The sequence below is a fragment of the [Clostridium] scindens ATCC 35704 genome, assembly GCF_004295125.1.
In the GTDB taxonomy this organism is placed as follows: Bacteria; Bacillota; Clostridia; order Lachnospirales; family Lachnospiraceae; genus Clostridium_AP; species Clostridium_AP scindens.
Genome location: NZ_CP036170.1, coordinates 2,767,850 through 2,790,311 on the forward strand (window position 1 = coordinate 2,767,850; position 22,462 = coordinate 2,790,311).

The 22,462-nt window shown below is 50.5% G+C and carries 19 protein-coding genes and 3 pseudogenes; 18 read left to right on the forward strand and 4 right to left on the reverse strand.

What is annotated here, in order from left to right:
• The first annotated feature begins 4 nt into the window (after positions 1-4).
• From HDCHBGLK_RS14235 to HDCHBGLK_RS14245, 3 genes are read left to right on the forward strand one after another with little or no spacing between them, the layout of a single operon-like run.
• The gene (locus HDCHBGLK_RS14235) at positions 5-847 is read left to right on the forward strand and encodes a carbohydrate ABC transporter permease (protein WP_004606280.1); all 843 of its coding nucleotides are present in this window, start codon (positions 5-7) and stop codon (positions 845-847) included.
• Positions 847-1,716, forward strand: coding sequence for a carbohydrate ABC transporter permease (locus HDCHBGLK_RS14240; RefSeq protein WP_004606279.1), 870 nt, complete (start codon positions 847-849; stop codon positions 1,714-1,716). Before HDCHBGLK_RS14235 ends, HDCHBGLK_RS14240 begins: the two co-directional genes overlap by 1 nt.
• Positions 1,717-1,774: 58 nt before the next feature.
• Positions 1,775-4,039, forward strand: a complete 2,265-nt coding sequence (locus HDCHBGLK_RS14245; protein WP_004606278.1) for a glycogen/starch/alpha-glucan phosphorylase — start codon at positions 1,775-1,777, stop codon at positions 4,037-4,039.
• A 77-nt stretch (positions 4,040-4,116) separates the two neighbouring features.
• Here the strand turns inward: HDCHBGLK_RS14245 and HDCHBGLK_RS14250 are convergent.
• Positions 4,117-4,632: pseudogene (locus HDCHBGLK_RS14250) on the reverse strand (nitroreductase family protein); the annotation flags it as partial.
• A 128-nt stretch (positions 4,633-4,760) separates the two neighbouring features.
• Here HDCHBGLK_RS14250 and HDCHBGLK_RS14255 point away from each other — a divergent pair.
• From HDCHBGLK_RS14255 to pflA, 3 genes are all read left to right on the forward strand, one after another.
• A complete protein-coding gene (locus tag HDCHBGLK_RS14255; protein ID WP_004606275.1) occupies positions 4,761-5,084 on the forward strand; it encodes a winged helix-turn-helix transcriptional regulator in 324 nt (107 codons plus the stop codon).
• A gap of 148 nt (positions 5,085-5,232) precedes the next feature.
• Positions 5,233-7,485, forward strand: a complete 2,253-nt coding sequence (gene pflB, locus HDCHBGLK_RS14260; RefSeq protein WP_004606274.1) for a formate C-acetyltransferase — start codon at positions 5,233-5,235, stop codon at positions 7,483-7,485.
• Between the two features lie 14 nt (positions 7,486-7,499).
• The gene (pflA, locus tag HDCHBGLK_RS14265) at positions 7,500-8,225 is read left to right on the forward strand and encodes a pyruvate formate-lyase-activating protein (protein ID WP_004606273.1); all 726 of its coding nucleotides are present in this window, start codon (positions 7,500-7,502) and stop codon (positions 8,223-8,225) included.
• A gap of 96 nt (positions 8,226-8,321) precedes the next feature.
• On the opposite strand, the gene HDCHBGLK_RS14270 is transcribed toward pflA, so the two are convergent.
• Complete coding sequence (locus tag HDCHBGLK_RS14270; protein ID WP_039909542.1) at positions 8,322-9,467, reverse strand: glycosyl hydrolase family 18 protein; 1,146 nt, start codon at positions 9,465-9,467, stop codon at positions 8,322-8,324.
• A gap of 157 nt (positions 9,468-9,624) precedes the next feature.
• On the opposite strand from HDCHBGLK_RS14270, the gene HDCHBGLK_RS14275 reads away from it, so the two are divergent.
• From HDCHBGLK_RS14275 to HDCHBGLK_RS14285, 3 genes and pseudogenes are all read left to right on the forward strand, one after another.
• Positions 9,625-9,864, forward strand: a complete 240-nt coding sequence (locus tag HDCHBGLK_RS14275; RefSeq protein WP_004606271.1) for a FeoA family protein — start codon at positions 9,625-9,627, stop codon at positions 9,862-9,864.
• A gap of 193 nt (positions 9,865-10,057) precedes the next feature.
• Positions 10,058-12,129 (forward strand): annotated as a pseudogene (gene feoB, locus HDCHBGLK_RS20100) (ferrous iron transport protein B).
• 45 nt (positions 12,130-12,174) lie between these two features.
• Entirely contained in the window at positions 12,175-13,299 is a 1,125-nt protein-coding gene (locus tag HDCHBGLK_RS14285; RefSeq protein WP_004606269.1) for a M23 family metallopeptidase, read from the forward strand.
• 3 nt (positions 13,300-13,302) lie between these two features.
• Here HDCHBGLK_RS14285 and HDCHBGLK_RS14290 read toward each other — a convergent pair whose 3' ends face one another.
• Positions 13,303-13,482, reverse strand: coding sequence for a hypothetical protein (locus HDCHBGLK_RS14290; protein ID WP_004606268.1), 180 nt, complete (start codon positions 13,480-13,482; stop codon positions 13,303-13,305).
• 171 nt (positions 13,483-13,653) lie between these two features.
• On the opposite strand from HDCHBGLK_RS14290, the gene HDCHBGLK_RS14295 reads away from it, so the two are divergent.
• The 3 genes from HDCHBGLK_RS14295 (at position 13,654) to HDCHBGLK_RS14305 (ending at position 16,049) form a co-directional block, all read left to right on the forward strand.
• Positions 13,654-14,010 (forward strand): hypothetical protein, encoded by a 357-nt coding sequence (locus HDCHBGLK_RS14295; protein WP_004606267.1) that lies wholly within the window; start codon positions 13,654-13,656, stop codon positions 14,008-14,010.
• Between the two features lie 144 nt (positions 14,011-14,154).
• Positions 14,155-15,303: a YibE/F family protein gene (locus tag HDCHBGLK_RS14300; RefSeq protein WP_130574616.1), complete on the forward strand. Its 1,149-nt coding sequence runs from the start codon at positions 14,155-14,157 to the stop codon at positions 15,301-15,303.
• A complete protein-coding gene (locus HDCHBGLK_RS14305; protein WP_004606265.1) occupies positions 15,300-16,049 on the forward strand; it encodes a YibE/F family protein in 750 nt (249 codons plus the stop codon). Before HDCHBGLK_RS14300 ends, HDCHBGLK_RS14305 begins: the two co-directional genes overlap by 4 nt.
• Positions 16,050-16,051: 2 nt before the next feature.
• Here HDCHBGLK_RS14305 and HDCHBGLK_RS14310 read toward each other — a convergent pair whose 3' ends face one another.
• On the reverse strand, positions 16,052-16,726 hold the full coding sequence (locus HDCHBGLK_RS14310) for an MgtC/SapB family protein (RefSeq protein ID WP_004606264.1): 675 nt from the start codon (positions 16,724-16,726) through the stop codon (positions 16,052-16,054).
• 191 nt (positions 16,727-16,917) lie between these two features.
• On the opposite strand from HDCHBGLK_RS14310, the gene udp reads away from it, so the two are divergent.
• From udp to ilvD, 6 genes and pseudogenes are all read left to right on the forward strand, one after another.
• Positions 16,918-17,700 (forward strand): uridine phosphorylase, encoded by a 783-nt coding sequence (gene udp, locus HDCHBGLK_RS14315; RefSeq protein ID WP_004606262.1) that lies wholly within the window; start codon positions 16,918-16,920, stop codon positions 17,698-17,700.
• A gap of 13 nt (positions 17,701-17,713) precedes the next feature.
• Positions 17,714-18,412 carry a purine-nucleoside phosphorylase gene (gene deoD, locus HDCHBGLK_RS14320; RefSeq protein WP_004606261.1) on the forward strand — a complete coding sequence of 233 codons (699 nt, stop codon included), beginning with the start codon at positions 17,714-17,716 and terminating at the stop codon, positions 18,410-18,412.
• Positions 18,413-18,441: 29 nt separating this feature from the next.
• A pseudogene (gene deoC / locus HDCHBGLK_RS14325) lies at positions 18,442-19,103 on the forward strand (deoxyribose-phosphate aldolase).
• A complete protein-coding gene (locus tag HDCHBGLK_RS14330; protein ID WP_004606259.1) occupies positions 19,100-19,552 on the forward strand; it encodes a cytidine deaminase in 453 nt (150 codons plus the stop codon). Before deoC ends, HDCHBGLK_RS14330 begins: the two are co-directional and overlap by 4 nt.
• A gap of 73 nt (positions 19,553-19,625) precedes the next feature.
• Entirely contained in the window at positions 19,626-20,708 is a 1,083-nt protein-coding gene (gene leuB / locus HDCHBGLK_RS14335; protein ID WP_174722017.1) for a 3-isopropylmalate dehydrogenase, read from the forward strand.
• 74 nt (positions 20,709-20,782) lie between these two features.
• Complete coding sequence (ilvD, locus tag HDCHBGLK_RS14340) at positions 20,783-22,453, forward strand: dihydroxy-acid dehydratase (RefSeq protein WP_004606257.1); 1,671 nt, start codon at positions 20,783-20,785, stop codon at positions 22,451-22,453.
• The last annotated feature ends 9 nt before the right edge of the window (positions 22,454-22,462 follow it).

A 22,462-nucleotide genomic window follows, 5' to 3' on the forward strand; every position in this document is an offset into this window, starting at 1 on the left:
AGTTATGCAGAAGACCTTAAAGAGATATTTTCCTATTTTCGTGCTTCCGACCCTGCTGGCATTTGCGGTCGCGTTCCTGATTCCGTTCGTAATGGGAATCTATCTGTCGTTCTGTAACTTTACAACCGTGATCGATGCAAGATTCACAGGCATCAGCAATTATACGAAGATGTTCTCAAACCAGGACTTCCTGTCAGCGTTGTCCTTTACGGCAAGATTTACAGTTGTTTCAGTCATCCTGATCAATGCAGGCGCTTTTCTTCTGGCGCTTGCGCTTACAAAAGGAATCAAAGGAACCAATCTTTACCGAACCGTATTCTTTATGCCCAACCTGATCGGCGGCATCGTGCTGGGATATATCTGGCAGCTGATCATCAACGCGGTGCTTCTGCGATCCGGGGTTACCATAACCACCAGCGCAAAGTACGGCTTCTGGGGGCTGGTGATCCTCATGGGCTGGCAGATGATCGGATATATGATGATCATCTATATCGCTGGCATTCAGAACATTTCCACAGAACTGATGGAAGCGGCAAAGATAGACGGGGCTACGAATCTTCAGATATTGGGAAAGATTACGATCCCGCTGGTCATGCCCTCCATCACCATCTGCCTGTTCCTTACGCTTACCAACTCCTTCAAGCTGTTTGACCAGAATCTTGCGCTGACCGCCGGACTGCCGGGGAGGCAGACGCAGATGCTGGCGCTTGATATCTACAATACCTTTTATGGTAGAACCGGCTGGGAAGGCGTAGGGCAGGCCAAGGCCGTGGTATTCTTCGTGATGGTCGCGGCGATCGCGCTGCTGCAGCTTTATTTTACCAGACGCAGGGAGGTGGAGAACTGATGGGAAGGAAAAAAGCAAAGAAAGAGGAGGACGTAAGCGAACTGTCCCGGAGAGCAGGCGTGACGCTGACCGTGGGAATCGGAGTTCTGGCGGTGATTTTCCTGCTCCCCATTCTGGTGGTGCTGCAGAATTCATTTAAAAGCAAGCTGTATATCAGCAATGAACCCTTTGCTTTACCGGTTGGCAATCTGTTTGCAGGGCTTGAGAACTACGTGGGAGGGGTAGAAAAGACCGGATTTTTGTCCGCATTCGGGTATTCCCTATTCATCACAGTATTTTCGGTAGCCCTCATCATACTGTGTACTTCGATGACCGCCTGGTATATCATAAGGGTTAAGAATCGATTTACCACGGCGCTCTATTATCTGTTCGTCTTCGCGATGATCGTGCCCTTCCAGATGGTGATGTTTACGATGACGAAGATCGCCAACATGCTGTATCTGGATAATCCGGTGGGAATCATATTTCTGTACCTGGGGTTTGGCTGTGGCCTTTCAGTCTTCATGTTCTGCGGATTCATCAAGTCCATCCCGCTGGAGATAGAAGAGGCGGCGATGATTGATGGCTGCGCGCCTCTTCAGACATTTTTCAGGATCGTGCTTCCGATATTGAAGCCGACGGTGATCACCATCGCAATCTTGAATGCCATGTGGATCTGGAACGACTACCTGCTTCCTTATCTGGTCATCGGCAGCGACTATAAGACGATCCCCATCGCGGTCCAATATCTGAGGGGCGGGTATGGCTCCGTTGATATGGGCGCTATGATGGCGATGCTGGTACTGGCCATTCTTCCGATCATTGTCTTCTATCTGCTTAGCCAGAAGCATATCATTAAAGGTGTTGCCGCGGGAGCGGTAAAGGGATAGTGGAAAAAAAACTGGATTTGTGTTAGAGTGTAGAAGAAATGGCAAAAGGAGGAAGATTATGTTAGAAAATGAATTGACGGCCTTGGTGCAGACAAAATTAAATAAAGAGATGAAAGATGCAAGCGATAAGGAATTGTATTATGTCCTGCTTGCCTATACGAAAGAAAGACTGAAAGAGACGCCGGCGATTGAGGGCGATAAGAAATTATACTATATTTCCGCAGAATTCCTGATTGGGAAGCTTCTGTCTAATAACCTGATTAATCTTGGCATCTATGAAGAGGTGGCAGAAGTCCTGAAGAAAAATGGCAGGGAGCTTTCCCGGATTGAAGAAGTGGAGCCGGAGCCGTCCCTTGGAAACGGCGGACTTGGAAGGCTTGCCGCCTGCTTCCTGGATTCCATCGCAACTTTGGGCCTTGCCGGCGACGGAATCGGCCTGAACTACCATATGGGCCTGTTCCGCCAGGTATTTCAGGGGCACAAGCAGAAGGAAGTGCCGAATCCATGGATAGAGCCCGAGAGCTGGCTTACGGATACGGGAATTAGATTTGAAGTGCCGTTCCGTGATTTTACGCTGACTTCCAGGCTGTATGACATTGATGTTGCGGGCTATGAGAATGGGAAGAACAAACTGCACCTTTTTGATGTGGAAGGCGTGGACGAGAGCATTATCGGGGACGGGATCAACTTTGACAAGCACAATATCGGCAAGAACCTGACGCTCTTTCTGTACCCGGATGACAGCGACAAGGCAGGCAACCTTCTTCGGATCTACCAGCAGTACTTTATGGTATCCAACGCGGCCCAGCTGATCTTAAAGGAATGCAAAGAAAAGGGATATGACCTTCGCCGGCTGCATGAGCATGTGGCGATCCAGATCAATGACACCCACCCGTCCATGGTGATCCCGGAACTGATCCGTCTGCTGGTGCAGAATCAGATCGACTTTAATGAAGCCATCGAGATCGTGCAGAAGACCTGCGCGTATACGAACCATACGATCCTGGCAGAAGCGCTGGAGAAATGGCCGCTGGATTACTTAGAGCAGGTAGCGCCGCAGATCGTGCCGATTATCAAGGATCTGGATACGCGCGTCAAGGGAAGATACCAGGATCCAAGGGTTGCCATTATAGATGAACAGAACCGCGTCCACATGGCACATATGGACATCCACTTCGGGCACAGCGTCAATGGAGTGGCGGCTCTTCATACGGAGATACTGAAGAATTCCGAATTGAAGCATTTCTATGATATCTACCCGCAGAAGTTCAATAACAAGACGAACGGCATTACCTTCCGCCGGTGGCTTCTGCACTGCAATAAGGAACTGGTGCGCTGGATCAGCGGGTATGTGGAGGAAGACTTCCGAAAGGATGCCAACAAGTTGGAGAAACTGCTGCGCCACATCGACAGCGAGATCGCATTAGAGAAACTCCTGGATGTGAAGCACCAGAAGAAAGTGCAGCTGGCGGAATATTTAAAAGAGACGCAGAGGCTGGAACTGAACCCGGATTCTATCTTCGACATCCAGATCAAGCGCCTGCATGAGTACAAGCGGCAGCAGATGAATGCCCTGTATGTGATCTATAAATATATGGAAATAAAGGCCGGAAAGAAGCCGCAGATACCGATTACCATGATCTTCGGGGCAAAGGCCGCGCCGGCATACACCATCGCAAAGGATATCATCCATCTGATCCTGTGCCTGCAGGAACTGGTAGATCATGATCCGGATGTGGCGCCATACCTCAAGGTAGTCATGGTGGAAAATTATAATGTAACCATGGCTGAACATCTGATACCTGCCTGCGATATCTCCGAGCAGATATCCCTGGCCTCCAAGGAAGCATCCGGAACGGGCAACATGAAGTTCATGCTGAACGGGGCGGTGACGCTTGGCACGGAAGATGGGGCCAACGTGGAGATCCACGAACTGGTGGGGGATGACAACATCTATATCTTCGGCGAGTCCAGCCAGCAGGTCATTGACCATTATGCGAACCGGGACTACCGGGCGGTGGATTACTATATTAATGACGAGCAGATCCGCTCCCTGATCAACTTCATTATCAGCCCAGAGATGATGAAGATCGGCGATCCTTACCATCTGCTTCAGATTCATGCGGAACTGATCCAGAAGGACTGGTTCATGACACTTCTGGACCTGAAAGACTATATTGCCACCAAGAACCGCGCATACGAAGAGTATGCGGATCGCAAGGCGTGGAGCAAGAAGATGCTGACCAACATCGCGATGGCAGGGTACTTCTCCTCCGACCGGACGATAGCGGAATACAATAAAGATATCTGGCATCTGAAATAATTTGAAATAATAGGAATATGGGCAGCGTGATTCGTCTTAAATCGCGCTGCCCCTGTGCTTTTATAAATGGTTAAATCAAGTTTTTCATAGGATACCAATTGGCCCAATGGGATACGCGTTGCCAAATGGCGTTCTGGGTCTGCCGGCGCTTCATCCGCATAGCCGATAGCCAGGATATTGATCGGCTCAAGAGAATCCGGCAGCTGAAATTCTTCTTTTATAATGTCTGGCTTGAAGAAACATATCCATACAGAACCCAGGCCAAGTTCCGTAGCTTCTAGCATCATATGGTCTGTCAAAATAGAAGCATCAATATCCGTGGTTTTTTTGCCGTCAAAAGGACGTTTCCATGCCTTGGAATGGTCGGCGCAGACAAGGATCGCTAAAGGCGCCCCATGTAGATTAGCAGCCTTGGAAATCTTTTTTAACCCTTCTTCTTGTTGTATGACCAGCAAGCGCACGGGCTGTAGATTAGCGGCGGTAGGCGCTACATGTGCAGCGTTTAAAATTTGATCAAGTTTTTCTGCCTCTACTTTCTTGTCTGTATATTTTCTTACAGAAAAGCGTGTTTTTGCAATATCCAAAAAATTCATAAAAAATCCTCCTTGATTTGTCGTTGTGTATCAGGTTAACCTATACTATAATTATACCTGCAATAGATTATATGACAAGAACGCACTATTAAGTTATATACTACCCAAAAAGAAAGTATGGTGATTTGATGAATACCAAGTGTTGTGAATTTACTTGTCCTGTCGAAGCGACAATCCAGCTGATTGGCGGCAAGTATAAATCGGTCATCCTGTGGCATTTGATGGGGAAGACATTGCGTTATAGCGAGATTCACAAGTTAATGCCTAAGGCGACTGATAAAATGCTGGCCCAACAGCTTCGTGAATTAGAAAAGGATGGACTTATAAATCGAAAGGTATATCCTGTCGTACCGCCAAAAACGGAGTATTCGCTTACGGATTTTGGCAATACCCTTTCGCCTATACTGGTCGAAATGTGTAACTGGGGCAAACAGTATTTGGACTATCAATAAATGCTATAAGCCTAAAGCATATTGCACAAAATTGCATACATGATTAGTAATGAGAACAATTATCAGAATAAGGCTTGATATTTTTATTTCCGGGTGATATACTGTGCGGGAAAATGAAAACCTGATACACGAAAGGGGATAAATTAGAATGGCACAGTATGAACAGTGGGAAGGTTTTAAGGGAAGGCTATGGAAAGATGACGTTGATGTAAGAGACTTTATCCAGAACAACTACGTTCCGTATGAAGGCGACGCGTCATTCCTGGCAGGCGCTACAGAAGCAACCGACAGACTATGGGGCAGATTGCAGGAACTTCAGAAAGAAGAGCGTGCTAAAGGCGGAGTACTGGATATGGAGACAGAGATCGTATCCGGGCTTACGGCTTATGGCACTGGATATATTGAGGAAGATATGAAGGATCTGGAACAAGTGGTGGGCCTTCAGACGGACAAGCCGCTGAAGCGCGCTTTTATGCCCTACGGCGGTATCCATATGGCGGAGAAGGCCTGCACCACCTATGGCTACCAGCCAAGCGAGAGACTTCACGAGATATTTACCAAATACCATAAGACGCACAATCAGGGCGTATTTGATATCTATACGCCGGAGATGAAAAGGGCGCGTCACAACAAGATTATTACAGGCCTGCCGGATACGTATGGCAGGGGACGCATCGTAGGGGATTATCGGCGCGTGGCGCTCTATGGCATCGACTACTTGATCGAGCGTAAGCAGCAGGACTTTATCCGCGGCGAGAGGCACGGCATGAAGGGTACGGACTTCCGCCTGCGGGAAGAGATCGCAGACCAGATCAAGGCATTAAAAGAAATGAAAGAGATGGCTTGGGTGTATGGCTATGACATCTCGCAGCCGGCCAAGGACGCGAAAGAAGCGGTGCAATGGCTCTACTTCGGCTATCTTGCAGCCATCAAGACCCAGAACGGGGCAGCTATGAGCGTAGGACGCATTTCCACATTCCTGGATATCTATATGCAGAGAGACTTGGAAAAGGGAACGCTTACTGAGACGCAGGCTCAGGAATTGATCGACCACATGGTTATGAAGTTTCGGATGGTGAAGTTTGCAAGGATCCCGTCATATAATGAACTCTTCTCCGGAGATCCGGTCTGGGCGACCCTGGAGGTGGGAGGACTCGGACAGGATGGACGCTCTATGGTGACGAAGAACGATTACCGATTCCTTCATACCCTGGAAAACATGGGTCCATCGCCGGAGCCGAACCTGACGGTGCTCTATTCCCCGCGCCTGCCGGAGAACTTCAAGAAGTATGCGGCCATGATATCCGTGACCACAAGTTCCATCCAGTATGAAAATGATGATGTCATGCGCCCGGTATGGGGGGACGACTATTCTATCTGCTGCTGCGTGTCAGCCACCCAGACAGGCAAGGAGATGCAGTTCTTCGGCGCCCGCGCCAATCTGGCGAAATGCCTGCTGTATGCCATCAATGGCGGTATCGATGTAAAGTCGAGAGAGCAGGTAGCGCCGGCGTACAGGCCGATCACCTCAGAGTATCTGGATTACGATGAAGTTATGGAACGATATGACGCTATGATGGAATGGCTGTCAAAACTGTATGTGGACACCCTGAATATGATTCACTATATGCATGACAAGTACAACTATGAGGCAGCGGAGATGGCGCTTATCGACACGGATGTAAGACGTACATTCGCCACCGGGATCGCCGGATTCTCTCATGTGGTCGATTCCTTGAGCGCGATCAAGTATGCCAAGGTCAAGGTGATTCGAGACGAGGACGGCCTGGCGGTGGACTTTGAGACGCAGGGAGACTTCCCAAGATACGGGAATGATGACGACCGTGCGGACGAGATCGCAATCTGGCTTCTCAAGACATTCATGCATAAACTTAAGAAATGCCATACCTACCGGAATTCTGAACCCACAACCTCAATCCTTACCATTACGTCCAACGTAGTATATGGCAAGGCTACCGGATCGCTGCCGGATGGAAGAAAAGCAGGAGAGCCACTGGCGCCTGGGGCGAACCCATCATACGGCGCGGAGAAGAACGGGCTGCTGGCGTCTCTGAACTCTGTGGCGAAGCTTCCTTATGAACTTGCCCTTGACGGAATCTCTAATACGCAGACCATCAGCCCGGGCGCGCTTGGGCACAGCGATGAGGAGCGCACGGACAATCTGGTAGGCGTGCTGGACGGATATTTCAGCCAAGGAGCGCATCATCTGAATGTAAACGTGTTTGGCACCGAGAAACTAATTGATGCTATGGAGCACCCAGAAAAGCCGGAATACGCCAATTTCACGATTCGCGTGTCCGGATATGCGGTTAAGTTCATTGACCTGACCAGGGAACAGCAGATGGACGTTATCGCCAGAACCTGTCACGATAGAATGTAAGAAGGAGCAAGAGTATGACAAAAGGATACATTCATTCTTTGGAAAGTTTTGGCTCTGTAGATGGACCAGGCGTCCGCTACGTGATATTTACCTCCGGCTGCGCCATGCGCTGCCAGTTCTGTCACAACCCGGACACCTGGAATAAGAGGGCAGGAACCCCTTATACTGCGGATGAACTAATAGAAAAGGCGCTAAAGTACCGCTCTTACTGGGGAAGCAAAGGCGGGATCACAGTCAGCGGAGGCGAGCCCCTCTTACAGATCGACTTCTTATTAGAACTATTCGAAAGGGCCAGGCAGGAAGGTATCCATACTGCCCTTGATACCAGCGGAAATCCATTTACAAAAAAAGAGCCGTTCTTTGGAAAATTCCGAAAACTGATGGAGTACACCGATCTGGTGCTGCTGGATATCAAGCATATCGATGACGGACAGCATAAGATTCTGACCGGACAATCAAACCAGAATATCCTGGAACTGGCAGGATATCTCTCAGATATAGGAAAGCCAGTCTGGATCCGCCACGTCCTGGTTCCGGGAAGAAGCGATGAAGATGCATATCTCATAAGACTTCATGACTTTATCGCGACCCTGAAGAATGTAGAAAAAGTAGAAGTTCTTCCCTACCATACGCTGGGCGTATATAAATGGAAAGAACTGGGGCTTGAGTATCCCCTGGAAGGGGTGGAGCCCCCCACAACAGAACGCGTGGAGAACGCCAAGCGTATATTGAACACGTAACAAAATGAAGATGTGCACGTAACACTTTTGAAAAGTGTTACGTGCACATCTTCATTTTGTTACGTGTCAACTTGCCTCAACTGGTGCGTAAAATCGTCACAACTGGTGTGTCAAATTGAACCGGTCAGCCAGAAGGAGCCAGTTGGCTCGAAATAGTTGCATTATCTGCCAGTAGGATACGCCTCTTAGGCCGAACTCTTCGACAAGGTCAAATTTCCTATTCAAGCTGCGGACATCTTCGAACCACACTTCGTGTTCTGTTCCGTTGGACCAGTAGCGGAAGAAAGGAGACTGGGCGATATCGTCAAATTGGATGGCCGCGCCTCGGGAAATGGCCAGCTGCACGGCTTCCACATTGCCGATGGTGCGGGCGCGGGAGGTGCCTCGCACGAAGGGCAGCGTCCAGTCATAACCATAGTTGGGTATCCCCAGATGGATCTTGGAAGGGGGGATCACGGTGACCGCATATTCCACCACCTCCCGGACCTTATTAAGTGGGGCGACTGCCATGGGGGGCCCGTAGGTGTAGCCCCACTCGTAAGTCATTAAAAGGACATAATCCGCAGTCTCGCCCAGCCTCCGGTAGTCTTTGCCCTCATAGAGAAGCCCGGTCTGGGTATCCGAGGTCTTCGGTGCCAGAGCGACGCTGGTTGGATACCCGAGGGCGCTTACGGCTTCTTGCATATAGGCGACGAAATCTACAAAGGCATCCCTGTCATTGGCGAGGATATATTCGAAGTCGATGTCCAGCCCCTGGAATCCTCGGGTCGTGATCTGCTCCACAATCGCATCTTTAAGCCGCCTTCTGGCATCCAGGTCATTCACAACCTGGGAAATCAAGGAATTGTTAAAACGTCCGTCCGGCCCAAAAGGCGTCAAGGTAAGAATTGGCGCTGTACCAAAGGCTCTGGCGGTATCAATCATCCAGGCGTCATCCAGCAAAGGCCCGATCAGCTCCCCTTCCATTGTAAATCCATAGGAAAATATATAGAGATAGGAGAGATAAGGGAGCGTCTCCCGAAGAACCCACGGGCTGATAAAGGGATAGGCATATCCGCCTGCATAGATTGAAGAGCGGGGAGAAGAGATACCCGCAGGCGTTGGAAGCAGCAGGGCTTCGCCTATGGCAAGCCGGTATGGATAGGGAATCTGGTTCAGATAGACAATTGTAGAAACAGGAATGCCATAGGCGGCAGCAATGCTGTCCACGGTATCTCCTGGCTTAACGGTATAGATGAGCATGGCAATTCTCCCGAATAGTCGATTCAGATAATCGTATGAGAGTGATGGCAGATATATAACTATAATTTCGAACCCCAAACCTCCTTTTTGCATATAGTAGAATAAGGCTAAAGGCTCGCTTATCGCAGAGCCTTTTACGAATACAGGAAGTGACGGCATGAAGTATTGCAGGCATATGGCGGATTTAAGCCCGGGGGATAGGGCTGTTGTGACAGACATCTGCATGAATACGGATATGCGCAGACGTCTGCAGGACATGGGGCTGATAGAAGGAACTCTGGTAGAATGCGTGGGTATCAGCCCTCTTGGAGATCCATGCGCATATTTGATTCGCAGGACGGTAATTGCGCTTCGCAAGGAGGATGCCAGCCAGGTGAGGATCAGGCTGGTCGCATAGGGGCACTGGCCTTTCTAATGATAAAAAGAAGACATTTATCAAGAATATCTGCATGGACCGCACAGGACAGACGTAACTTTCATATACTATTATAAGGCTATGGCCCAAGCAGGACTGCTGGGGCTTTTTGTGAAATAAGGCGGTGATCATATGATTCGTTACCTGCATATGGAAGAGGGGCGGTGGTGTCAGAATGGGTAAGGTTCTTGCACTGGCGGGGAATCCTAATGTGGGAAAGAGCACGGTGTTTAACGCGCTGACCGGGCTGAAGCAGCACACGGGAAACTGGCCGGGAAAGACGGTGAGTAATGCCCGAGGCACTTGCGACTATAATGGAAGGCAGTATGAACTGGTAGATCTTCCGGGATGCTATTCGCTTATGGCACATTCCGAGGAAGAGGAGATTGCGCGGGATTACATATGTTTTGCACATCCAGATGTAGTCATTGCCGTCTGTGATGCCACCTGCCTGGAGCGGAACCTGAATCTGGTGCTTCAGATTATCGAAGCGGCTGAGCAGGTGATCGTATGCGTGAATCTGATGGATGAGGCGGCAAAAAAGCAGATTCATATAGATATCAAGGGGCTTTCAAAAGAATTGGGCGTGCCTGTGATCGGAATCACCGCAAGGGAAGAAATCGGCTTGGAACGCATCTTTCTAACGCTGCAGCAGATGGAAAAGCAGAAGAGTCATAAGCTCTTGGCCTTTGTATATGAAGGACCCGTGGAACGGGCAATCGGCATGCTGGAGCCAGCGGTAGAGTGGGCGACAAAAGGAGAAGAGAATACCAGATGGTTCTGTGCCCGCCTGCTGGATGCGAACAGCAATCTTCTGGATTCCATGGAGGAATATCTAGGTTATTCCCTGGTGGAGGATGCGGAGGTTGCAGGAGCACTGAAGGAGGCGGTAGAATACCTGGCCCAAGCCGGATATTCGAAGGAGAAGATCAGCGATGCCATCGCCGCGTCCTATATCCGCAGGGCAGAACAGATCAGCAGGAAGACGGTACAGTACGGGAAGAAGGATTATGACCGCAAGGATCGGAGGCTGGACTGGATCTTTACCAGCAAGAAGACCGGATTCCCGATCATGTTCCTTATGCTTCTTCTGGTGTTCTGGATTACCATCTGCGGGGCCAACTACCCGTCCCAGCTGCTCTCGGATGGGCTGTTCTGGGGGAAGATAAACTGGTACTGGCGGTGCGGGCGGCCGGCGTCCCGAAGATGATATATGAGCCGCTGATCTATGGCGTATACCGGGTTGCCGCCTGGGTGGTATCCGTTATGCTGCCTCCGATGGCAATATTCTTTCCGTTATTTACGCTGCTGGAGGATCTGGGGTACCTTCCAAGGGTTGCGTTTAATCTGGACCATTGCTTCCAAAGATGCCATGCCTGCGGCAAGCAGGCGCTGACTATGTGCATGGGATTTGGCTGTAACGCTGTGGGAGTGACGGGATGCCGTATTATAGATTCTCCCAGGGAACGGCTGATCGCCATTATCACCAATAACTTTGTCCCTTGCAATGGCAGATTTCCCATGCTCTTGTCCATTATATCCATGTTTCTGATTGGAAATGCGGCGGGCATATTTTCCTCTTTTTTATCGGCTTTGCTGCTGGCAGGCGTCATTGTGCTGGGAATTCTGATGACGCTGCTAGTATCCCGAATCCTGTCGGGAACCATCCTAAAAGGGCTTCCTTCGTCATTCACCCTGGAATTGCCGCCATACCGCAGGCCGCAGATTGGCAAGGTGATCGTGCGTTCCGTGCTTGACAGGACAGTCTTCGTGCTGGGAAGGGCGATCGCGGTGGCAGCCCCGGCAGGGCTTGTCATCTGGCTGATGGCGAACTTTAAGGTGGGAGACGCCACGGTGCTGGCCCGCTGCGCCGACTTCCTGGATCCATTTGCCCGGCTGATGGGGCTGGACGGCATCATACTGCTGGCCTTTATCCTGGGGATGCCAGCCAATGAGATTGTAATGCCCATTGTGGTCATGTGCTATCTGGCTCAGGGCAGCCTGCTGGAACTGGGAGACAGCCAGGCCATGTGGACGCTGCTATCCCAGAATGGATGGACCTGGGTCACGGCAATCAGCACCATGCTGTTTTCACTGATGCACTGGCCCTGTGCTACCACCTGCCTTACCATACGCAAAGAGACGGGAAGCCTTAAGTGGATGCTCCTTTCCATTCTGGTCCCAACGGTGGCCGGCATTGCCGCGTGTATGGCATTTACGTTCATAGCCGGGCTTGTCATGGCATAGTTTTGTTATGATAAGAATAGTGCAGGTTACGGGGGAGATAGGAAGATGCATATAAACGAGAAGCAGGGGGCCATGCTGGAAGTTTTCCTTTTATGCCTTATGCTGGCAGGAGGAGGCATTCTAAGCTGGAATAGGGGGGATGCCGATACGGAGAGCCAGGTAAGGTCTGTCCGTCAGGAGAGTTCTGAAGAAAAAGTAAAGGATCCGGGCACTTCTGGAAAGGAGCGGGCACAGGAAGAAGAGAAGGATTACATAAAATGGGTGGAATTCAACGTAACTTGCGAGGCAATGAAGAAGGCGTACCAGTATGATCTGGATAGTTATGGAAAGGATCCGCATCTTCATTGGGTGGATCTTCTGGCAATTCTAGGCACCAAGTACGGTGGAGACTTCACCAGGTACCAGGAGGAAGATCTGGCGGATATCGCCGAAAAACTGCTGGATGGAAGCCAGACGGTTGAGGAAATGACGAAGGATATGGAGTATTATCCCTACTACCGGGAAGCATACGGCGCGGTCCTTGACGGGATGGTGGGGGAATTCCAGTACGTACATCCGAAGAAGAAGGTTTATGGACTGAAGGCCTACAGCCCGATTGCGAAGGAATTTCCCTATTCGGATTATGATGACTTTGGCGTGTCCAGAAGTTATGGATATAAGAGAAATCATCTGGGGCATGATATGATGGGGCAGGTAGGAACGCCTGTGATCGCCGTGGAATCCGGCTATGTATCAGCGTTTGGATGGAACCAGTATGGTGGCTGGCGCATCGGTATAAACAGTTTTGACGGCAGGCGCTATTATTACTACGCCCACTTAAGGCAGAACCGCCCTTATGCAGAAGGTTTAAAAGAAGGAGCGGTGGTGCAGGCAGGGGATGTCATCGGATATATTGGCAGAACCGGCTACAGCACGGAAGAGAATACGAATAACATCGATGAGTATCATCTGCATTTTGGCCTGCAGTTGATTTTTGACGAATCCCAAAGGGAAGGAAATAACGAGATATGGGTCAGCTGCTACGAATTGACCAGATTTCTTTCCCAGAACCGCTCGGAAGTACAGCGCGATGATGAAACGAAGGAATGGACCCGCGTCCGCCAGATAAAGGACCCGGAGGCAATCCGCTATCGGAACGAGCAAAAAGAAAAATCAGGGACAGAGCAGTAAACTCTATCCCTGAAACATATTTTCCACGTAACTGTTCATTTCTTCCCGGCTTTTGACCTGGCGGGCTCCATCCACGATTCTTTCCTGCTCCTGTTTCGAAAGAGAGGCAAAACGGCTGAGAATGTCGGAATGCTGGGCCAGAGACATGGTAAAGCCAATGGGAAGCTCTTCATTGTCTATCATTTGCTATCACCTCATAGTTAGGATGTGCAATAACAGGAAATTTATGAGACTGAATTGAAATCAGAAATTTTATTAAAATCATATAAATAGATTGACTAAATAAACTGAAAAGGCTAATATAAAGATAACAAGAGGATATTTACCTACACAGATGAGAAAGGGGTTGTTGGTATGCCTGAAACAATTCGAATATTTGTAATTGTCACATGCGTAATCTTGATCGGAGCGCTGCTTATCTTGTATATAGGCGGCCGGGCGGATGCTAAGAATAATCTGCTTCACAGGGCTTGGAACTCCTTTTTATGTGCATACCTGAAATTGGATATCCATATGAGTTATGGAGCCGATTATCTAAAGAATGGACGCAGGACCACATATGAGGAGGAATTCGCAGGCTACCGTCCGCAGGGAGAAGCAGGAGAGGGGATCCGCAGAAAGAAGATGCGTCTGGAAGAATTGCAGAAGACGGGAGGCAATCGGCAGGAGTTAGGAAAGAAGGATCGGTATAATCTTAAGATATTAAAATAAAGCTCTATAAACATTTGAAGATGGGGACGTCCCCCATGATCTAGAGGATCGTGGCCGGGACGTCCCCGTTTCTTTGCGAGGCTTGCATTTCGCGGGAGAATGGTATAATATCAATTGCGACTAGAAAGAAGTTGGTGGATGATTATGAGATTAAAGAAGAAGATGCCTTACCGGGAGCGCATACGAAGGTTCTACAGGCGTTTCTGGTGGCAGCTGTGGCTTCTGGCGGCGCTGGCCGCAGCGGCTATATTTGCGTTCCATAACGAAGGGCTCTATGATACGCCCGTGGGAAAGATCGTGAAGGTTGACACGCAGCAGTCGGGAACGGCTACCAATTATAATTCCCTGTCTGAGAATGACTCGGAACCTGTCTACCGCCAGAAGATGACGGTGAAGATACTCAATGGCAGGCATAAAGGAAAGCGAGTTACGGTGGCGGGAGAATACGACTATACAGGCATGGATAAGGAAGCATACAGGAGGGGAGACAAGGTGTTCCTAAGTCTCTCGGGAGAAGACAAGATATCTTCTGCCAGCATCAAAGGGGTGAAAAGAGACCAGTACGCCGTTCTACTGGCAGTCATCTTGGCCTATCTTGTCATCATCCTTGGCAAAGGAAGGGGGATTCTCTCCCTGTGCTCCATTGGCATGAATATTGTCATCTTTCTCTATGGGCTGGCCCGCTATGAGGCGGGGGATGACCTTATGGGGATCTGCGTGGCCATGATCGTGGCACTCACGGTGCTGACCTTGTTCCTGGTAAATGGAGTGAACCGCCGATCGCTGGTGGCGATTCTATCCGCGCTTGCGACGGCCGCCCTGACGATGGAAATTTTTCTTCTGGCTATGGAATATGGAGGAGAGATAGACTATGCGGCTCTTGACTATGTGGCGGGAGGACAAGATCTGGAATCCATCTTTATCGCAAGCGTGGCTATTGCCGGACTCGGAGCAGTAATGGATGTGGCGGTGTCCATTGCGGCTGCTTTGAATGAACTGATCTTAAAGGATCCCGGGATCTCTGTAAAGAGTCTGGCCCGCTCAGGAAGAGAGATCGGGCATGACATCATGGGGACCATGATCAATGTATTGCTTTTTACCTATATCTGCGGGCTGATTCCGCTTATGATCATGAAGATGAAGAATGAGGTAAGCTTGCTGACGATCGTTCGCCTGCAGATACCTTTTGAAATCAGCAGATTTCTGATCGGAGGCATCGGAATCGTGCTGGCAATCCCAGTCAGCATCGCATTGTCCTCCATAATACTGAAGATAGGGAGGAAAAAGACATGATCTATATTCTGGCGGCTGTATTCTTCCTCCTTCTGTTGATTGTAGGGGGAGACAGAGGCGCGGTATCTCTGATAACCCTGGTTGGAAATATGCTGGTATTTCTGGCGGCCGTGGTGGCGATGGCAGCCCGGATCCATCCAATCCTCGTGACGGTGGCAGGAAGCGTGGCAGTCAACTGCATCACCATCCTCTATCAGAACGGAACCGGGAAGAAGTCCATCTCCGCACTTTTATCCGTAGGGGCGGTCATGCTGGCACTTCTGGTATTCGTTTTCTGGATTGGGGGGAAGATGCACATTGGCGGATTGAATGAGATTGATATGAAGAGTGATCTGAGTCTGTACTATTCCTTTAATATCCATGTGGATATGCGGATGGTATGCATATCCATGATTATCATCGGGCTACTGGGAGCGGTGATGGATTCGGCGGTTGCCATTTCCTCCTCCATCTATGAGGTGTATGACAACAACCCTGATCTGGGGACGAAAGAACTGTTTGAGTCTGGAATTGCCATGGGCAAGGATGTGATGGCGACCACGCTGAATACGCTGAATTTTGCCTATATAGGGGAGGCGCTGATGCTGATATTGTACTTGAGGCAGTACCATTATTCCTTGGTGTCCATGCTGAATGCCAAGGCATTCCTCCAGGACTTTGCCTGCATCGTGATCAGCGCCATAGGCTGTATTCTTGTGATTCCGGTATGTGCCGGGATCACCGCCAAGATCCTGAAGGAGCAGTAAGGTCAGATGTCGATGGACTTGATCTGCGGATACTCCTTTAGTAATTGAAATATATCATAGATATCGTAGGCTTCAGGGAAGCGTACATACAGCCGGATCTCCAATGTTGCTGCGTCCACACGCTTGGCAGTAATATTGGAGATTTTTATCTTCTTAGTGGCAAAGATGTCAGTTAATAGGACCTTGATGTCCTCGGATCCGTCTACCAGGATGGTGATCTGCTCGATGGATGAACTTCTGGGGTGGAGGAATCGGGTATGGAACAGAAGTTGAAACAGGAGGATGAGCAGGGTGGAAGCGGCGCTTAAGATATACATGCCTGCGCCGAACGCCATGCCGATGCCTACCGTTGCCCAGATTCCGGCAGCAGTGGTGATGCCCATTACATTCATGTGGCGGGTGAAGATGACGCCGGCCCCCAGAAAGCCGACGGCAGTAACCACTCCGGCAGCAATACGGGAGGGGTCAAGCCCGATATGCTCCATAAAGAGTATGTCGTAGAATCCATATTTGGATATGAGCATCATTAAGGAGGAGGCCAGAGCCACGATAGCATGAGTACGGATGCCGGCCATCTTCATATGGCTTTCCCGCTCATAGCCGATCATGGCGCCGCAAAGGGCTGCCCCCAAAAGACGCAGAAAATAGATCAGTTGAATATTCATTGTAAAAGCCATGCAGGCACCTCCTGATTCTTGCCGGATATGATCGCTTCCAAAGTTCCATTCGTATCTACTATCTATTATAAGCGAAACTGGGAGGAAAAACTACCAGTTTTGATGAATGACTGGTGGAATCAGCGGCATAATGGTATGATATAGGCAGCAAGTCTGCATAAATAAGAACATAGAAAGAGAGTGAAAAGCCTATGATTAATTACTCTGAAGATAAGGACAGGCAGTATCATATCCAGGTAGCGCAAGGAGAAGTGGGAAGATACGTGATCCTACCGGGAGATCCGAAACGCTGCGCAAAGATCGCGGAACACTTTGAGGAACCCAGGCTCATAGCTGACAGCAGGGAATATGTGACCTATACCGGCTATCTGGAAGGGGAAAAGGTAAGCGCAACTTCCACCGGCATCGGAGGGCCGTCCGCGTCCATCGCCATGGAAGAACTTGCAAGAGTCGGAGCGGATACATTTATCCGGGTAGGCACTAGCGGCGGCATGGCTCTGGATGTAAAGAGTGGGGACGTGGTGATCGCCTCCGGGGCAATCCGGATGGAGGGAACGAGCAAAGAGTATGCCCCCATCGAATATCCGGCAGTTGCGGACATCCAGGTGACCAATGCCTTGATCCAGGCAGCAAAGAAGCAGGGGCAGGATTACCACGTAGGCGTGGTGCAGTGCAAAGACGCTTTCTATGGGCAGCATTCGCCGGAAACCAAGCCAGTGGGCTATGAGTTGAAGAATAAATGGGATGCCTGGGTCAAATGCGGATGCCTGGCATCAGAGATGGAGTCGGCCGCCCTATATATCGTGGGCAGCTGTCTGAGAGTCAGGGTCGGCACGGTGCTTTTGGTGATGGCCAATCAGGAGCGAGCGAAGAAGAACCTCCCCAATCCAGTGGCACATGACGTGGAGGCACCTATCCGCACGGCGATCGAGGCGCTTAAGACGCTGATCAGAGAAGATAAGAAGCAGGATTAAGGAGGAAAGATATATGGGAACACCACATAATGCAGCAGAAAAAGGAGAGATAGCCAGCACGGTACTGATGCCGGGAGACCCGCTTCGGGCGAAATACATCGCAGATACTTATCTGGAAGATGCCAGGTGCTTTAATACGGTGCGGAACATGCTGGGATATACAGGAACTTATAAAGGCCGGGAAATCTCAGTTATGGGGGGCGGCATGGGGATGCCGTCCATCGGAATCTATACGTATGAACTTTATCATAGGTATGAGGTGGAGGCAATCATACGGATTGGCTCTGCCGGCGCGTTAAGGGACGATATCCAGTTGAAGGACGTGGTGATCGGCATGGGAGCCTGCACGGATTCCAATTATGCCGCACAGTACCAGCTGCCCGGCACATTTGCGCCGATCGCAGATTACAGGCTGCTTGAGAAGGCGGTGAATACCGCAAGGGTCCAAGGAGTCAACGTGAAGGTGGGAAATATCCTGTCCTCTGATATTTTTTACAATGATGACGATGAAGTAAATGCGAAATGGAGGAAAATGGGCGTGATGGCTGTGGAGATGGAAGCGGCGGCCCTCTATATGAACGCGGCCCGGGCAGGGAAGAAGGCGTTATGCATGCTGACCATCTCAAACCATCTGTTCCGGCAGGAGAGCATAAGCGCCAGCGAACGGCAGTCAGGATTCGGACAGATGATGGAGATCGCGCTGGAATTATAACAGTACAAGGAAAAGGAGTGTTGGATGATATGGAGATGCAGGAGATATTAAGACATGTGGATCATACATTGCTGTCACAGACGGCTACGTGGGAAGAGATCAAGACGCTGTGCGACGACGCCATCGCCTATGGGACCGCATCGGTATGCATTCCCCCATCTTATGTTAAGCAGGCAAAGGCATATGTAAAGGAACGCATGACAGTGTGCACGGTCATCGGCTTTCCCAATGGATACAATACCACGGCTGCCAAAGTATTTGAGACCGCAGAGGCGGTAAAGGACGGCGCGGACGAGGTGGATATGGTCATCAATATGGGGTGGGTCAAGGACCGGGAGTATGGCCGGATCACGCAGGAGATCCGATCCGTCAAAGAGGCGGCCGGCAGCCGGATATTGAAGGTAATTATCGAGGCCTGCTTCCTTAAGGAAGAGGAAAAGATACGGATGTGCGAGGCCGTGACCGAGGCTGGTGTGGACTTTATCAAGACCTCTACGGGATTTGGAAGCGGAGGCGCGACGTTTGAGGACGTGAGATTGTTTGCGCGCCATGTAGGAGAAGGCGTTCAGATTAAGGCGGCGGGGGGATCAGTTCCATTGCGGATGCCGAGAAATTCCTAAGGCTTGGAGCCTCCCGCCTGGGGACCAGCCGGATTGTCAAGATTGCAAAGAAAGAGGGACTTAGGGAATGAAGTTACAGGAAAGCATGAGAGAGGAACTGATCCGCCGGGCATTTGGAGTACTGGAATATGCCTATGCTCCTTATTCTAAATTCAAGGTGGCAGCAGCCCTCCTTACCAAGAGCGGGAAGATCTATACTGGCTGCAATATCGAAAATGCGGCGTTAAGCCCGGGAAACTGCGCGGAGCGGACTGCGATCTTCAAGGCGGTAAGCGAGGGGGAGAAAGACTTTGCCGCCATCTGCATCGTGAACGAGGATGCGCAGGGGAATCATGACTACTGCCCGCCCTGCGGCGTGTGCCGCCAGGTCATGATGGAATTCTGTGATCCCGGCGAATTCACGATTATTTTGGCGAAGGACGAAGGCGATTATCAGGCGCATATGCTGGCAGAATTGCTGCCTCTCGGATTTGGCCCCGGGAACCTAAAAAAACAGACAGATGACGATTTAGTTGATTAAAGTCTTGAAACAACCATTAAAATAGGATATTATATGTTCTATAGATTTTTTTAACAGAGGAAGGAAAATGAATATGAACCTGAATATTGGAGTGATAAAAGGGGATGGAATCGGGCCGGAGATTGTGACGGAAGCAATGAAGGTTCTGGATAAAACTGCAGAGAAATACGGCCACGCCTGCAAGTATACCCAGCTTTTGCTGGGCGGGGCCTCCATAGACGTACATGGGATTCCGCTGACTGACGAGACGGTGAAGCAGGCAAAAGCATGCGACGCAGTGCTGATGGGCTCCATCGGAGGAGATGCAAAGACTTCACCCTGGTATCGGCTGGAACCGTCCAAAAGGCCGGAGGCAGGACTTTTAAAGATTCGTAAGGAACTGAACCTTTTCGCCAACTTAAGGCCAGCCATCCTGTATGATGAACTGAAGGACGCATGCCCGCTAAAGGAAGAGATTACCGAGGGCGGCTTTGACCTGATGATTATGCGGGAACTGACCGGCGGGCTGTATTTCGGAGAGCGCAGGACAGAAGAGATCGACGGCGTCCTGACTGCCTTTGACTCCCTTACATATAATGAGAATGAGATTCGCCGTATCGCAAAGCGGGCGTTCGATATTGCCATGAAGCGCGGCAGGAAGGTGACAAGCGTAGATAAGGCAAACGTGCTGGATTCCTCCAGGCTCTGGAGAAAGGTCGTGGAAGAAGTGGCTAAGGATTATCCGGAGGTTGCGCTGGAACACATGCTGGTAGATAATTGCGCAATGCAGCTGGTGAAGGATCCGAAGCAGTTTGACGTGGTACTGACGGAGAATATGTTCGGCGATGTCCTGTCGGATGAAGCCAGCATGGTCACCGGCTCCATTGGGATGCTGGCAAGCGCGAGCCTGAATGAGACCAAGTTCGGACTCTATGAGCCAAGTGGCGGCTCAGCCCCGGACATTGCCGGCAAGGGCATTGCCAATCCAATCGCCACTATTCTGTCCGCGGCAATGATGCTGCGGTTCAGTTTCGATCTGGACCAGGAAGCAGATGCGATCGAGGAGGCAGTTAACAAAGTCTTAAAAGAAGGCTGCCGTACCATTGATATCATGTCAGAGGGCAAGACCCAGGTAGGAACCGCGGAAATGGGAAGCCTGATCGCGGAGCGTATATAACAGGTACAAAGACAAGAGGAAGCAAGGATAGCATAAGATATAGACAGATAGAGAAAGATTCAGGAGGTAGTAGGATGAAAAGCGATACAGTTACAAAGGGAAAGCAGCAGGCGCCCCACCGTTCATTGTTGAACGCCCTGGGCCTGACGCCGGAGGAGATGGAGCGGCCGCTGGTTGGAATTGTCAGTTCTTATAATGAGATCGTGCCGGGGCATATGAACCTGGATAAGATTGTAAATGCAGTGAAGCAGGGGGTTGCCATGGCAGGCGGAACGCCGATCGTATTTCCGGCCATCGCCGTATGCGACGGGATCGCCATGGGACATATCGGCATGAAATATTCTCTGGTAACCAGAGACCTGATTGCGGATTCCACGGAAGCCATGGCTCTGGCCCACCAGTTCGACGCTCTGGTCATGGTTCCCAACTGTGACAAGAATGTGCCGGGACTTTTGATGGCGGCAGCCAGAATCAATGTACCTACCATATTCGTAAGCGGCGGCCCTATGCTGGCAGGCCATGTCAAGGGAAAGAAGACCAGCCTTTCCAGCATGTTTGAGGCAGTTGGAGCCAACGCGGCGGGCCTGATCACGGACGATGATCTTCTGGAATTCGAGAATAAGACCTGTCCTACCTGCGGATCCTGTTCCGGCATGTACACAGCCAACAGTATGAACTGTCTGACGGAAGTACTTGGCATGGGACTTGGCGGCAACGGAACCATTCCGGCAGTCTACTCTGCAAGGATCCGACTTGCGAAGCAGGCAGGCATGAAGGTCATGGAACTGTGGGAGAAGAATATCCGCCCAAGAGACATTATGACAGAGGATGCCATCCTCAACGCGCTGACGGTGGATATGGCCCTGGGCTGCTCTACCAACAGCATGCTGCATCTTCCGGCAATCGCCCATGAGATTGGCATGGATTTTGAGATTGACTTTGCGAATGGAATCAGCGAAAAGACCCCGAACCTCTGCCACCTGGCACCGGCAGGGCCTACCTACATAGAAGACCTGGATGAAGCCGGCGGCGTATATGCGGTGATGGCGGAACTGAATAAGAAAGGGCTCCTCCATACCGACTGCCTGACGGTTACCGGCAAGACGGTGGGTGAGAACATCAAAGACGCGGTGAATAAGGATCCGCAGGTAATCCGACCCATTGACAATCCATACAGCCAGACGGGAGGACTTGCGGTACTCAAAGGCAATCTGGCGCCGGATGGCAGCGTGGTAAAACGCTCTGCGGTCGTAGAAGAGATGCTGGTGCATGTTGGCCCGGCAAGAGTATTTGACTGCGAAGAGGCCGCAATCGAAGCGATCAAAGGCGGCAAGATCGTGGCGGGAGACGTGGTAGTTATCCGCTATGTGGGCCCGAAAGGCGGTCCGGGCATGCCGGAGATGCTGAATCCCACTTCTGCCATCGCAGGCATGGGACTTGGATCCAGCGTGGCGCTGATCACGGACGGACGCTTCAGCGGAGCCTCCAGAGGCGCATCCATCGGCCATGTATCGCCGGAAGCGGCAGTGGGAGGCCCGATCGGACTGGTGGAAGAAGGAGACATGATTAAGATTGATATCCCAAACCTGAAGTTGGAACTGGATATATCCGAGGAAGAGATGGCGAAGAGAAAGCAGGCATGGCAGCCTAGAAAGCCGAAGGTAACCACAGGATATCTGGCAAGATACGCCTCCATGGTAACTTCAGGAAACAGAGGAGCTATCCTGGAAATACCGAAGAATTAAGATAGAATA

Excerpts from the sequence above, each read along its gene's own strand:
- HDCHBGLK_RS14235 (WP_004606280.1), top strand. The coding sequence starts at position 5 with ATGCAGAAGACCTTAAAGAGATATTTTCCTATTTTCGTGCTTCCGACC.
- HDCHBGLK_RS14240 (WP_004606279.1), top strand. The coding sequence starts at position 847 with ATGGGAAGGAAAAAAGCAAAGAAAGAGGAGGACGTAAGCGAACTGTCC.
- HDCHBGLK_RS14245 (WP_004606278.1), top strand. The coding sequence starts at position 1,775 with ATGTTAGAAAATGAATTGACGGCCTTGGTGCAGACAAAATTAAATAAA.
- HDCHBGLK_RS14255 (WP_004606275.1), top strand. The coding sequence starts at position 4,761 with ATGAATACCAAGTGTTGTGAATTTACTTGTCCTGTCGAAGCGACAATC.
- pflB (WP_004606274.1), top strand. The coding sequence starts at position 5,233 with ATGGCACAGTATGAACAGTGGGAAGGTTTTAAGGGAAGGCTATGGAAA.
- pflA (WP_004606273.1), top strand. The coding sequence starts at position 7,500 with ATGACAAAAGGATACATTCATTCTTTGGAAAGTTTTGGCTCTGTAGAT.
- HDCHBGLK_RS14270 (WP_039909542.1), bottom strand. The coding sequence starts at position 9,467 with ATGCTCATCTATACCGTTAAGCCAGGAGATACCGTGGACAGCATTGCT.
- HDCHBGLK_RS14275 (WP_004606271.1), top strand. The coding sequence starts at position 9,625 with ATGAAGTATTGCAGGCATATGGCGGATTTAAGCCCGGGGGATAGGGCT.
- HDCHBGLK_RS14285 (WP_004606269.1), top strand. The coding sequence starts at position 12,175 with ATGCATATAAACGAGAAGCAGGGGGCCATGCTGGAAGTTTTCCTTTTA.
- HDCHBGLK_RS14290 (WP_004606268.1), bottom strand. The coding sequence starts at position 13,482 with ATGATAGACAATGAAGAGCTTCCCATTGGCTTTACCATGTCTCTGGCC.
- HDCHBGLK_RS14295 (WP_004606267.1), top strand. The coding sequence starts at position 13,654 with ATGCCTGAAACAATTCGAATATTTGTAATTGTCACATGCGTAATCTTG.
- HDCHBGLK_RS14300 (WP_130574616.1), top strand. The coding sequence starts at position 14,155 with ATGAGATTAAAGAAGAAGATGCCTTACCGGGAGCGCATACGAAGGTTC.
- HDCHBGLK_RS14305 (WP_004606265.1), top strand. The coding sequence starts at position 15,300 with ATGATCTATATTCTGGCGGCTGTATTCTTCCTCCTTCTGTTGATTGTA.
- HDCHBGLK_RS14310 (WP_004606264.1), bottom strand. The coding sequence starts at position 16,726 with ATGGCTTTTACAATGAATATTCAACTGATCTATTTTCTGCGTCTTTTG.
- udp (WP_004606262.1), top strand. The coding sequence starts at position 16,918 with ATGATTAATTACTCTGAAGATAAGGACAGGCAGTATCATATCCAGGTA.
- deoD (WP_004606261.1), top strand. The coding sequence starts at position 17,714 with ATGGGAACACCACATAATGCAGCAGAAAAAGGAGAGATAGCCAGCACG.
- HDCHBGLK_RS14330 (WP_004606259.1), top strand. The coding sequence starts at position 19,100 with ATGAAGTTACAGGAAAGCATGAGAGAGGAACTGATCCGCCGGGCATTT.
- leuB (WP_174722017.1), top strand. The coding sequence starts at position 19,626 with ATGAACCTGAATATTGGAGTGATAAAAGGGGATGGAATCGGGCCGGAG.
- ilvD (WP_004606257.1), top strand. The coding sequence starts at position 20,783 with ATGAAAAGCGATACAGTTACAAAGGGAAAGCAGCAGGCGCCCCACCGT.